Origin of the sequence: Mycobacterium triplex, from assembly GCF_000689255.1 — a bacterium.
GTDB lineage: Bacteria > Actinomycetota > Actinomycetes > Mycobacteriales > Mycobacteriaceae > Mycobacterium > Mycobacterium triplex.
The window spans coordinates 1-11,952 of the sequence record NZ_HG964449.1 but is presented as its reverse complement, the minus strand read 5'-3'; the positions used below and the strand labels follow the sequence as shown (position 1 = coordinate 11,952).

General features: G+C 64.2%; 13 protein-coding genes, 1 tRNA gene and 1 pseudogene. 4 read left to right on the top strand and 11 right to left on the bottom strand.

The features are described 5' to 3' along the window. Nucleotides 1-948: 948 nt before the first annotated feature. The 8 genes and pseudogenes from BN973_RS32050 to BN973_RS29740 all read right to left on the bottom strand — a co-directional run bounded on the left by BN973_RS32050 (nt 949) and on the right by BN973_RS29740 (nt 7,555). Nucleotides 949-1,080: a hypothetical protein gene (locus BN973_RS32050; RefSeq protein ID WP_254902518.1), complete on the bottom strand. Its 132-nt coding sequence runs from the start codon at nt 1,078-1,080 to the stop codon at nt 949-951. 253 nt (nt 1,081-1,333) lie between these two features. Beyond that, nucleotides 1,334-1,765: a hypothetical protein gene (locus BN973_RS29770; RefSeq protein ID WP_231122134.1), complete on the bottom strand. Its 432-nt coding sequence runs from the start codon at nt 1,763-1,765 to the stop codon at nt 1,334-1,336. 10 nt (nt 1,766-1,775) lie between these two features. Next, entirely contained in the window at nt 1,776-2,525 is a 750-nt protein-coding gene (locus BN973_RS29765; protein ID WP_081284087.1) for a beta clamp domain-containing protein, read from the bottom strand. 487 nt (nt 2,526-3,012) lie between these two features. Further along, nucleotides 3,013-3,396 carry a hypothetical protein gene (locus tag BN973_RS29760; RefSeq protein ID WP_225337345.1) on the bottom strand — a complete coding sequence of 128 codons (384 nt, stop codon included), beginning with the start codon at nt 3,394-3,396 and terminating at the stop codon, nt 3,013-3,015. Nucleotides 3,397-3,491: 95 nt separating this feature from the next. Then, entirely contained in the window at nt 3,492-4,361 is an 870-nt protein-coding gene (locus tag BN973_RS29755) for a deazapurine DNA modification protein DpdA family protein (protein WP_036474324.1), read from the bottom strand. A 257-nt stretch (nt 4,362-4,618) separates the two neighbouring features. Continuing rightward, on the bottom strand, nt 4,619-5,593 hold the full coding sequence (locus BN973_RS29750; RefSeq protein ID WP_036474322.1) for a DUF4192 domain-containing protein: 975 nt from the start codon (nt 5,591-5,593) through the stop codon (nt 4,619-4,621). Nucleotides 5,594-6,186: 593 nt separating this feature from the next. Then, nucleotides 6,187-7,369, bottom strand: a pseudogene (locus tag BN973_RS29745) (IS481 family transposase). A gap of 113 nt (nt 7,370-7,482) precedes the next feature. Then, a tRNA-Lys gene (locus BN973_RS29740) sits at nt 7,483-7,555 on the bottom strand. Nucleotides 7,556-7,628: 73 nt separating this feature from the next. Here BN973_RS29740 and BN973_RS29735 point away from each other — a divergent pair. The 4 genes from BN973_RS29735 (at nt 7,629) to BN973_RS31930 (ending at nt 10,590) form a co-directional block, all read left to right on the top strand. After that, nucleotides 7,629-8,249 (top strand): TetR/AcrR family transcriptional regulator, encoded by a 621-nt coding sequence (locus BN973_RS29735; protein ID WP_036474320.1) that lies wholly within the window; start codon nt 7,629-7,631, stop codon nt 8,247-8,249. Between the two features lie 131 nt (nt 8,250-8,380). Continuing rightward, nucleotides 8,381-9,484, top strand: a complete 1,104-nt coding sequence (locus BN973_RS31940; protein ID WP_051641748.1) for a hypothetical protein — start codon at nt 8,381-8,383, stop codon at nt 9,482-9,484. Nucleotides 9,485-9,498: 14 nt separating this feature from the next. Then, nucleotides 9,499-10,080, top strand: coding sequence for a hypothetical protein (locus tag BN973_RS31935; RefSeq protein ID WP_232232275.1), 582 nt, complete (start codon nt 9,499-9,501; stop codon nt 10,078-10,080). A 114-nt stretch (nt 10,081-10,194) separates the two neighbouring features. Then, the gene (locus tag BN973_RS31930) at nt 10,195-10,590 is read left to right on the top strand and encodes a hypothetical protein (protein ID WP_225337336.1); all 396 of its coding nucleotides are present in this window, start codon (nt 10,195-10,197) and stop codon (nt 10,588-10,590) included. Here BN973_RS31930 and BN973_RS31310 read toward each other — a convergent pair. The 3 genes from BN973_RS31310 to BN973_RS31305 form a co-directional block, all read right to left on the bottom strand. Continuing rightward, the gene (locus BN973_RS31310; protein WP_139830093.1) at nt 10,587-10,985 is read right to left on the bottom strand and encodes a hypothetical protein; all 399 of its coding nucleotides are present in this window, start codon (nt 10,983-10,985) and stop codon (nt 10,587-10,589) included. The genes BN973_RS31930 and BN973_RS31310 overlap by 4 nt on opposite strands. 62 nt (nt 10,986-11,047) lie before the next feature. After that, nucleotides 11,048-11,353, bottom strand: a complete 306-nt coding sequence (locus tag BN973_RS29715) for a hypothetical protein (protein WP_036474318.1) — start codon at nt 11,351-11,353, stop codon at nt 11,048-11,050. 10 nt (nt 11,354-11,363) lie between these two features. Beyond that, a complete protein-coding gene (locus BN973_RS31305) occupies nt 11,364-11,912 on the bottom strand; it encodes a hypothetical protein (protein ID WP_139830092.1) in 549 nt (182 codons plus the stop codon). Between the last annotated feature and the right edge of the window lie 40 nt (nt 11,913-11,952).

Sequence of the window (11,952 nt, the reverse complement as noted above, 5' to 3'; positions counted from 1 at the left end):
GGGAGGGGGGATATGACGGTGCCCCGCAGGCGGGGCCTGCGGGGCACGGGTTAGGGCGGCACGCTGACGCGCGCCACGGGGGGTTTAGCGGCGCCCATACACCTTGCGCAGGGAGGCCACCGCACGCCGGTCCCTGGATTTGGTTGATGACAACGCGCCACGCAGTGAGCGGGTGAGTTTGCACCGGGCCATTGGGGCACTGGCTTGTGATAAGCGCGTGAGTGTGTCCACGACGTTTCCCTATCCCACCGTCGTGCGTCCGGGCGTCGAAACTAAAAACCGCCCCCCACGCCGTTGCCGGGCGTAGGAGGCAGTCCAAGCAGTTCCCCAGCATTCCAACAACACTCAAGGAACTTTCATGATGGTAGACCCCGATGACCACCGACAAAACTCGTTTCCAGCAAAAAGAGCCACCGACCCCCGACTGGCCTTAGCCCTGGCGGCCTCCTGCGCCGCCCTGGCCGCATACACCACCGACTGGCCCACCGCGGTCCACATCTTCGCCCTGGTTCTAAGCCTCTTCACTCCCCAGCACAAACCCCCCAGCGCTGACGAGTAACAGTTAGCCGCCGAATCCGTGGCACCGCGACGACACCGTAACGCCTAACGCAGTCCCAATCGCCGCCCAAGTCGCACCCCGCCGGCGGCAACGGCCCCATCAGGGCCGTAACACCTCGTTGACGATGCGCAGCACCACCAGCGCCCACCGCTGCTCCACCGCAGTCAACAGCTCGAAGCGTGAATCACCGAGGTCTCGGCGCATCAGGCGACCAGGGTGAGGACCTGGTCGCCGCATTGGGCACAGGGTCAGGTGTCGTACTCGACCAGGCCGTCGAGTTCACGGTGCGCGTAGGCGTGCAGCCGATCCACGTAGTCCAGGATTTCGCCCGGCTCGCCTTCGAGCACAGTGCCGTCACCGTTGGCGTTGAACAGCCCCAGCGCATGCCCCTAGGTGACACCCACTGACCATGGGTCGGCCGGGTCTGGCGCGGGCAGATTCCACTCGTCGGGTGCCGTCTCACGCGTCACCAGTTGGTAGTTGCCGCTGCGGGCGTCTCCCCACTCGTAATGACTGCTCACGCGGACGCCCGCTCACTGTTATAGCGGGGCGGGTCGAAGAACTCGGCCGCCGGGTCGGGACTGGCGTCGAAGACCGTGATCTGGCTGCGTTCTAGCCCCTGGAATCAGTCGTTGTTCAGCTCGGCCAGGCCGTCGCCGAGGTCACATTCATCGGGGTCGAAGTCCGCCGGCACCCGCACCTTCACCCGGTGCCGTGATTCTTCGACCCATTCGATCGCCACTGTCTTAGGTTGCTGCTCAACGTGATTCGCTATCACTGCGCCTCACCGTGCTCGAAGGGGCAGCAATCCGATGTGTGGTCGACGTGCTGGTACCCACGCGCGCAGTGGTAGGAATCTGCCTGCCGCGCCGCCGCAGCGTCGTCGTGCGCACGGCTCAGGAGCCCGTTGAGATCCGCCAGCCGCACGATAAAGCTGCCTCGCACGTCCAGTCCGCTGCCGTAAGCCTGGCGGGGCAGCCTGCCGACCGCAACGCACAGCTCGGAGTCATCGTCGAACGGCGGCTCTGGCCGGGTCTTGGTGAAATCGACCGCCAGCCACGCGCGTTCACGCTCGATCAGCCATGTCCTCACCACCTCGACCGCGCGCCGCTCGCCCGCCGCGCGTGCCTGGTCCTGGCGGGCGAGCAGCGCGGGCTGCTGCGGAGCGGTGGCAGCCCCGGCCGCCGCTCCACGCGGGTTTGTCATCGTCGTCACCTCAGCGCACCCCCGCAGTGCCGCTGACGGCCACGCCGGCGGACTCGTCGAGCCAGCTGGGCCGGTGGAACGTCCATTCGTCACCCGGGGGCCGTACGGGCATCAGCAGCCCGAAGAAGTCCTCACCAATCCGGATCGCGGTCGGGCCGGGCTTGCCGCTCGACGTCACCGATGGGAACACGACCATCTGCACGCCGCTGGCCTGCTCATCAGCACGTGCCTGGGTAAAACGCTTCAGGTAGCCCGGGGTGTATCCCATCCCGACAATGCCACCCATCCGTGAGGCATCCGCCGGCACTAGTTGCCGCCACTTCGGGAACTGGACGTCCAGGCCGCGCACGGTCATTGCTTCTCCGGTGCTGAATCGGAACGTCACCAGCGCACCCGCGTCGGCGACCTCGACGGTCACCTCACGCGTAGTCTCATCCCGCTTGACCGTCTTGGCCATCTTCACCAGAGCCTTCGCATCCGCTCCCGCGACCATCACTGTGAATGCCTCCCCGGAGTACTCCACTCGCGAAGCGCCCAACACAAACCGATCCGTCGCGACCGCCACCAGCTGATCCGCCCCGAACTCCAGACGCACCGCCTCCAGAAACGGCAGCTTCGCCGACGCCGGAGCCGCGAACAGCAGCGCATCGAACACGGCAGTGAATAACGCCTTGGCCTTCAACGTGTTGACGACCGGCATCGCCGCACCCTCCACCGAGGCCTCCCCGACGTCGGCCGGGTTGTCCAGAACAGCTGTCATGCCACTCCCCTTTCGTGGGAATCTCGGGCCGACCCGACTGGCCTGCCCAACACCACCGACACTACCAACGTCCACCGACAACAACGAGCTGCCGACGACGACGACGAACGAAGAAGAAATGAGGCGATGCAGCGAAGATTGACCAGAATCGCCGAGCTACTTTGACAGATATCCGGCGTGTCGCGTACCGGTGTCAAACTAGCTGCCCGCCGAAATCGCCACTCTCCCCGGAGCAATTACCGCTCGGCATGCCTGCGCGACCTGTTGTTAAACAACAGTGGCTACCTTGTCAATCTTCACTGCATCTCGACATCTCCTCTCTCTCACGCGCACAGGGCAGCAAAAAGACCCACACCCCACTCCTGTGTCGGGTGGGGACTGGGTCACCGCCACTGAGGAGCAGCGCGCTCGACATCGGCGATACGTCCTTGCTCAATCGAGGCCTCGAGGCCGGATATCCGTCACCGTCGAGCCTCCGGACAGCTCATCATCGGATCTCTCGACAGACGTCACACTCCCAGCCGCTGGCCTGTTTCGTGCAGGTGCGCCGCTCCTCACACATCCAGCACCGCTGGTTGGCCTTGTGCTCAGGCCCCGGCACCGGCCGGGTCGCAGGCGGCTGTCCGCCGGCCAACAGCACCGCATATGTCGCCTGAGTTTCGTTGTCCCGCTTGGCCTGCGCGTCGGCGGTCATCGGTGGACCGTCGCTTTGGCGCAGGTGACTGCCGAACGCCGCTGCACACTCCGCGCACGGCATCCCCTTCTGCTCTGCAGCGTTACCGCAGCCAGGCAGGATGCAGCGCGGCCCAGACAGCTCGTCGCCGCCGGCCGCGCCCTTACGCGCCCGACCGCCGCCAGTGGTCGCCATCATGGTTCTCACATCCCCTTCCTTCGGTTGTTCGCACCGAGTCAGCCTTGGCCGCCCTGCGCACCGGCACAGCCCGGGTGCAGAGCGCACGCTGGCGCTCAGGCCGCCGCGGCGTTCAGTTCGCGCAGCACCCATAACTCTCGTTGATGACATGTTCCGGCGGTGCCGTCGCAGGGTTCGCCGTGTTCGGTGCACCCGCCGGCAACCAGGCCCCGGCGCCACCGCAACGCCCACTTGAGACAGTTCGAGCACTTCGCGTGAGCGCAGCCCGGCAGCCGCGGGTTCTTTCGCGCGTTCAGGCTCCACCCCATGCTGTCCGACGACGCCAGCAGATCCCCGTAGATCCGAAGGCCTTGTGTCTTAACCCCGTACCCGTGCAGCGGCACCTCCGGATCACGATCACGCAACGCCTCCAGCACTTCGCGGATCTCGCCGGTGTGTTGCCGCCGGCACACCGACCCGACACCGACCGACGGATAAGTGCTGACGTTCACCCCGGCCTCGCCGAACATGTCCCAGCACCGCAGGTAATCCTCGACAGTTTGGCCCTGGCAAGTGGGCATAAACGGGGCTTCGGGATGCAGGTCCGCGTCGTCGTCCTCATGCCACATCCGTTCCAGCAGCACGAAGTTCGCCACGGTGCGCCGCTGGTGTTCCTCGACGGTCAGGCCGGTGCGGGCAAGCATGTCGTCCTCACACATCCAGTCCATTCCGGCCGCCCATTCCAGCTGGCCAATCTCGCGGTCGTAGCGCTTTACCGCCGAGACATACTCCTCCGCAGTGGTGCGCCACCCTCCGTAAAGAGACAGTTCTGAGAACCCCCCGGAATCCAGCGCCCACCCCGAACGTGCCTTCGGCAGTGTCTTACGTCGCGACAAGCGGCGGTGCGACACGAACAACGGCACACCCACATGTGCTAACCACCCATCCATATGCGTCCCCAGGTAGAACACCGGCGCACTCGCCATAACCCAAACCCCTCACGGGTCGGTGGGCCCGCCCTCGCGGTAGGCCCTACACACACGGATACTACCGGCCGCTACCGACACGGCGACCGAGGAGAAAAGGAGAAGAAGAAGACAAGAACATCACCACACCCGCACTCCCACATACGAATTGACCACTACCCCAGCCCTATGCCGGGTGGGGTAGTCGACCGCCTTGCGGGTTGGCAGGGTGCGATCAGCGCCAGGCATATCCGCACCCCGCAACCTCCGGGCAAGGGTCAAATCACCAGCGCTGAGACATGGTGCTGGATCAGGTTGCGAATCTCTTCAGGCCGCACTCCGTTCTGCAGCGCGCAATCCAGCAATCCGGCCATCCGATGAGCTGGATCGTCTGCCAACGCCGCCTCGAGCGCGACGCCAGCTAGCGGCCCTTCGCCCCGCGAAAATGCGCTGAATCCGACGAGGCACAAGGCTTCGGATCGGTAGGGCTGTGGCAGGACCCGCGCCAGCTGGCTCCACAGCATCTCGGCTGCGCTCGCTTCGTGTGAGTCCACCAACGTAAACAGCGCATCTCGCACCCGCACGTCGCCCAGCGATGCGCCGATATCCGCCAGCTCGGCATTCGACAAGACGGCGCCCTGGCCCACGCGACGCACCGCAGCCACCGCCTGGCGCACCGATACGGGCACGTCATCCACCGCGCCGCCAGCACAGTCAGCACCGGCCAGCATGGGCGCCACCGCAGCGGCGCGCTGAACATCAACGGCCACAATCGCTCTTAGCTCATCCCGCGTCTCATACATCCGGCGTCCCGCGACCACCGCTGCCGCCGCGGCGGCCGAAGACGCTGGATCGTCGAGCACACCGGACTTGCCACACCCGTCCACACATTGCCACCGTCCACCCGCCTCGACTCGGTCCAACATCACGGCATCCAGAAGGCGCACGCCCGCCGCTTCCAGCGCCTCTCCCAACCTTGCCGCCATGCCAGCAAAGCGCTCCGCGCACATCTCGCACGAGCTGCTCAGCGTCGACACGAACACCGCCAGGGCGCCATCGGCACCACTGCGCCCCACCAACGACGCCAACCTCTCCAGCGCATTCGACGCCGCGACGTCGCTGAGATCCACACGCAGAACGCAACTCACGCAGCCACCCTGTACGGCCGCCACCACCAGCGACTCCACAGGCCGAAACCCAAGAACTCCCACCAGATTCCGAACGACGTCACCAATGGACTTGGTTGAATACATCTTGCGCTCCCCCTTTGGGAATTGTGGGCCAGCCCCAATGACCTGCCCTTACAACACCGATCGTATCGGCAGCCACCGACAACAACGACGCTATCGCGGCTACTACTGGTGGTGGTGGGTGGTGGTGGTTGAGGCGATGCAGCGAAGATTGACCAGAATCGCCGAGGTACTTTGACAGATACCCGGCGTGTCGCGTACCGGTGTCAAACTAACTGCCCGCCGAAATCGCCACTCTCCCCGGAGCAATTACCGCTCGGCATGCCTGCGCGACCTGTTGTTAAACAACACTGACCACCTTGTCAATCCTCACTGCATCTCGACAACAACAACAACAGCAGTGGTTAATGCTGCTTTTCGGACTGCACCCCCACCCCACGCCTGTGCCGGGTGGGGTTTTAACACTGCCGGCGGCCCGGCTGGATGCTTAACGGGTGGTTGAGCATCGCCACCGTTGGTGGCCGTAGGCGTGAGGACACACCGCAGCGTTAGTAACTGAAAAACGCTGCCCTCGTCGGAAAAACTGTGCCCCTGTTCAGAGTCGGTTGATGGGTGACATTTCTATGCCGGTTGATCCTTGACACTCTGTGTGTGGTTTAGGTCCCGGCGCTGGTGCGTAGGGCCCGTTTGTTTCGTACCTCGCCGGTACTGGTGCGCGCGGCGGTTTTGACGAGTTCGTCGCCGATGAAAAACCGCAGCAGCTCGCCGTCGACGTGGACGTCGCAGCGAGCGCCGGCATGGTGGCGTCCGATGCAGACTTGTTGCCAGGACACGCACACGATGCCGTTGGAACACACCCGGCGGCTGACCCAATCATCACCGCTGCGATCAGCCACCGGTAAAGCCACCGTCGGCGACGCTGGGGCCGCCGGGGTGAACCGCTGGGCAGGGGTGTCCATGTCCAGCGACTGATGCGGGCGGGCGCTGTTGTAGTAAGCCACCCACTCATCGAGAGCCTGCTGGGCTGCCTTCAGGTTCGCGAACGATGATGTGCTGCTGAGGAATTCCGCGCGCATGCTGCGGTGGAACCGCTCGATCTTGCCGGTCGTGGTGGGGCTGCGTGGCTGGGTCAACAGATGCTCGATGCCGTGTTCGCGGCAGATCCGATCAAAGAGCACCTCGACCACGGGGTGATTGAACCGCCCGGTGAACACCTTGCCGTTATCGGTGAGAATCTGCTCGGGCGCCCCGTAGGTCTGTAGCGCTACGCGTAGCCCGTCGCAGACCGCCCGGGTGCGTTCCCGGGCCATCAACCGCGCACAGACACACATCCGCGAATGATCATCAATCCCGGTCAACGCCTTGGCGCAGCTGCCATCAGCCAGTGGGAACCCGCCCACGATGTCCATCTGCCACAACTCCATCGGCGCCCCGCGTTCCCAGCGTTTCCACTTGCGCGAGCGCCGATCCCGCAGACCCGGATCGATCATGTTCGCCCGCACCAAGGCCCGGTAGGCCGCTGACTCCGAGGGCACCGGCGACACCTGGCGTTTCGCCAGCTCGAACACCAACCGCCGCGGACCCCAGTATGGACGCGAGCGGCGCAACTCCAACGGCACCGCCTCGACCCGCGCGGGCATTTGATGTGGACAACTCACCGGCCGATGCGACCGATCCACCAGGCCCTCAAGACCCTGGGCCTCATAGCGGGCCAACCACGAGTGCAGCGTCTGGCGCGACACCAACCAACTTCTCGGCCACCTGCGAGATCGACAACCCATCGCTGATCACCGCCAACACGGCCTGATACCTCTGTTCGGCCACGGATAACTCCCTCATCGAAGGAGTGTCAAGGATCAACCGAAGTAACTGTCAACCATCAGCCGAAACACCGTCAGGCATCACCCGAAGACAAAATGTCAAGCATCAACCGGCGTCATACAGAAAAACTGTGCCCCCGCGGAGACTCGAACTCCGGACCCGCAGATTAAAAGTCAGCTGCTCTACCAACTGAGCTACGGAGGCCTTGGTCGTATCTTTACCTTGACACCCCAAAGCGTAGCAGCGCCGCTTTGGCGCGTCAAGGTATGATCGTTGCATGCCACCATCTCGAAAACGCCGCCGCCCAGACGAAACCCAGTCGTTAATCCTCTACGCCGCTCAGGAATTGCTGATCGAGGCCGGGCCGCGGGCGGTCGAAGTACGCGCCGTCGCCGAGCGCGTCGGCATAACCGACGCCGGTGTCAACCATCACTTCGGTAGCCGCGAAGGGCTGCTCGCAGCTGTGCTGCGTCACAGCAGCGGCCGGATCCGCGCGGCCGTCGAGGACGCCGCACAGGAGTGGGTGCGCGCCGGCGCGCAGATACCTGAGCTGGTGGACCGTATCGCTGAGGTCTACGCCGACGGATACGGCGAGCTCGCGATGGCCCTCCACAGCGCGGGATGGCGCGATCACAGCGACGGCATCTTGGAACCTGTCGTTGACGCCCTCCATGCCGCCCGGCGCAAATCCGGCGGCCGGCGCCCCCCACGCGACGACACCCGCCTCGCCGTCGCCGCTCTGCACCAGGCGCTGGCCACCGAACCCGCCTACGGTGCTGAATTTCGTCGCACTGCGGGCATCAAGGAACCCGACGCCAGCCGCCGCCGCCAACTGCGCTGGTGGACACAGACACTGACAGCCGTGCTGGATCTCGACCGGCCAGCCACACGCACGTAACAGGCCATAGCGCCCATCCGTGACCGGCGCGCTGAGGCCGCGCCGCTGTTGCCCGAACTGCAGTTCAGCAAGCTGCCACAGTTGGTAGGTTTACTCCACGCACGGCAGACGCGGCGGAGGAGGGCTGTCTCGTGGATGCCATCGAGCAGCTGGAGATGCTGTCACAAGAACAGCATCGGCGCTATTTCGATTTGTTCGGCTCCACCCCCGTCGATGGCGGCGGCTTTGGTGACCTCAGTAGCTACGCTCGCACCCTCAGTCAAGGGACCAACGACACGCGCGCCCAGATAATCGGGGCGAGGTTCTCAACCGCCGTGGCCGCTTCCTACGCCGTCGCCACACAAGCCGACCATCTCGTTCTGGATGCGACCGCGCGTTCTCACGGTACCTGGGCCTCTATCACCGATGAGAGCCGTCGGATCAACTTCGAAGGCGCCCGAGCCATCGATGCAAACGCCCGACTCGAGGCGTCCGAGGTCGGCGCCATCCCGGACCCGAATTCGCCGGCGGGTCAAGCGCAAATCCTGAGCCGCATCAACGACCACCAAGCCAAAGCTGCCGCCCTCGTGGAACAAGCCGCGACGGCCGAGCAAGCTTTAGGCGCACGCGCAGCCGCAGCTGGCGAGCAAGGATCGACACCGCGTATACAGGCGGTCGACCAGCACACGTTCAAACAAGATCCCCCACCCCCACCCCCGCCTAAGCCCCCAGTCGAGGGCCTCCCACCTGAGGGCGTGCGGCCGCCCGTCGAGGGGCCCCTGACCGAGGGGCCTGCGAGTCGTCCCAGCGCGGTGGCACGCGGAGGGCGAAGCCTCTATGACCAACACGGCGGTGAGTGGCGCTACTACCCCGGTGACGAATGGCAGCACAATCCGCACTGGGATTACAAACCCCGCCCGGGGCCGGGCTCTGACTGGGAAAACGTTCCCATTGGCGGGCTACCTCCAGTCAGCGGCCCCTCGATCATCTCCGGTCTGCCGCCGTGGTTGCTCAATCCGAATGCGCCCGCACCGCCGGGCGTGATCGGGCCACCACAGAATCCGTTGTTGGCGCCGTTCCCCGGCGCCACCATGCCGGCGCCACCCCCGGCATCCTCCCCGCCGCCGGCGCCGAGCTTGATCCCCCACATCAGCCCGCCGCACATCGACGTGCCACCGCCGAGCCCCGCCGAAACCGAGGTGGCCGGCGGCGGGCTACTTCTGTTGCTCCTCCTGGGCGCGGTGGCCATCGCATGAACGACGTTTCCCCCATGCCGACCGCGTTTGATCCCACCGCGGTGTCGTCGCTGGCACAAGAAATCGCCCAGCACGTCGGCCCCTTGCAACATGTGGCCTCCACACACCTGCACCTCTGGTTGCCGGCACTCGCCGTCCCCTCCGCGTGGGCTATCGCCGACGCTGACGCCCCCGCGGTGACGCGTCTGCTGCTTCGCCGCGTGAACAGCACCAACCACTGGGATGGCTGCGAGGTCCTCAACCTGTACCGGGTACCGGGCACGGTGCCAGAAGCACTTGTTCTACGTAACGCCGACCGCATCTTGCGCGACAGTCAGGCAACCGAGATCAGCGCTCACCCGGTCGACGTACCGCCGCAATACGCAATCGTCGCCACCCGGGCCTCGGGCCGCCTAACCACCGGTAACCGCCAGGTTCTCAGTCACTTCAACAACTACGTCGTCAACAGCGCTGGCGGCGGGGCACTCATCGAGCAAGCCGTTGTCGTTGGCGCCGACGCCCAGTCGGCCTTAGCCGCGGAGTGCGCCGCATTGACTGAAAACCTGTACCGCTCGCTACTTGCCAGCATCGACCGTCCGCACGATCCGAGATTATGAGCCCGCGCTGCGCGATGAAGAAATCACACATCGTCCGTCTTGTCTTTGCGCCTCGGTATCATTCAACAACGACACTCAACTAGGTGCCTGGATAATCCCATGAACATAATTCGCGTGAACTATCTGCCCCGCTTTGATTACGGGCACGATGCGGTGTTGCTGACTCTGGACGGCCCTGGGCTCGACACTTTCCGCGCCGCACTCAACGACGCCATCCAGCGAGGGTCGTCGCGTTTGGAGCACGACAGCGTGACCCACGAATTCGTCATCAGCGCCGGCGCAGCCGATATCACCCTTGACCCAACGCACGTCACTTGGCAACTTGACCCGGCCAAAGCGGACGAGATCTCCCTTGACCTAACGGTTTTGAGCCAGAAGGGCCGCGCCGGCCATAACTACGTCGATATGTCGACACCTGCACCCACCCTCGTTGTGTCGCGCGACGAATACCTCGCAGTGACCTATCCCTGGATCGACCCGCCGGCACAAAGTCAAGGTACCCACGCCTAGGGCACGCTCCTGCGGCCTGCATTGGCTCCTCTCGGCCTGGGGGTCGAATGCCGTTCGGGCAGCGTTCTTTCCGCTGCCGCCGCGCAACCATCATTCGCCTCACGGATGAGGTTACTGGGCGGCAAACCGGTGGTGTGGATGCTCAGGCGTGAGCAGCAGTCCAAGCGACGGCGAAGTAGCTCACCATCAATCCGACGCCGATCAGCAGTGGCGCGATTCTGTAGGTGGCTGCGTGCGGATGGCTTCAGCCACAGGATTACTGCGACGTACGAGGCGATATGCAGGGCGTAGAAATACAATCCGGCGGCGGCGAGGGTGAAAGTCACCACGAACCAGAATCCGACTCCGGCGGCGAGGCCCGTCCCCAGGAAGGCCACCCATTGGATGCGGTTCAATGCTGTCATTCTACTGCCTGAGTTCCTCAGTGCGAGTGGAGATTTCGCCACGGCCGCGTCGCTCACACTTCATCCGACTCGGAGGTCTGATGAGTCATTGGTCCCACGTTGTTCGACGCTCTTTCGAGTACGAAAGTTCCTTTGCGTAGCGACCACCTGTAGATCCACAGGTTGAGCACGACGAGTACCGCCAGAACGTAGCTCGAGGGCGAGGGCTTTGTCGGAATCAGAAGAACCAGTACACAAGTGGCGACCCAGTAGATGTTCTGTCCCACTGTTGCCCACATTCCGCGACGCATGACGACCGCAAGCAGAATGAAGTACAACAGCACTGGCAAAATCCACCAATACTCACCCACGTTCTTCATCGAGACGTCCTTAGGGCCCGGCGATCATGCTGGGCATGATGGGTCCAAGTCCTGAATTTCCGCCTGTAGCAGTGCCGTTGAGGAAGGAGAACTGGAAACCACAGTCGTCGGGCATGTAGTAGTGAATGCTGGGGTTCGCTGCCGACAGTGTCGCGATTTGCGGAAGAGTTATCGGCTCCCATGGACCTCGGTATGCCGGCGGGCTGATGCCTGAGAGGCCGCCGGTGTTGGTACCGCCCAGCTCGCCGGTGATCTCGTTGGGGGCTTTAGGGGCCCATGCCGGCCCGGCGATTGTGCCCTGCGTCCATTTTTGAGCCTCGTAGGTGTACTGCACCCATTGCTGCTGGTGGCCGTCAACGGGGTCAGTGCGGGTGTAGTGCGTGTAGTCCTCACCTGAGATGCGGAAGCGATATTGTTCTTGCAGGTAGGCGAACGGCGGAGCGTTGTCATCGGCCCATGTTTTGCCGCCGGGCGGATAGAAGCCTGTGGGGCCGCCCTCAAGCGAAGGGCCTTTCCAGGGGCGGTGTCCAGTCCAGGGCGGCGGCGGAGTTTTCCCCACGTAGGGCGGCGGGACGATGTCTTGCCAATATTATGTACGG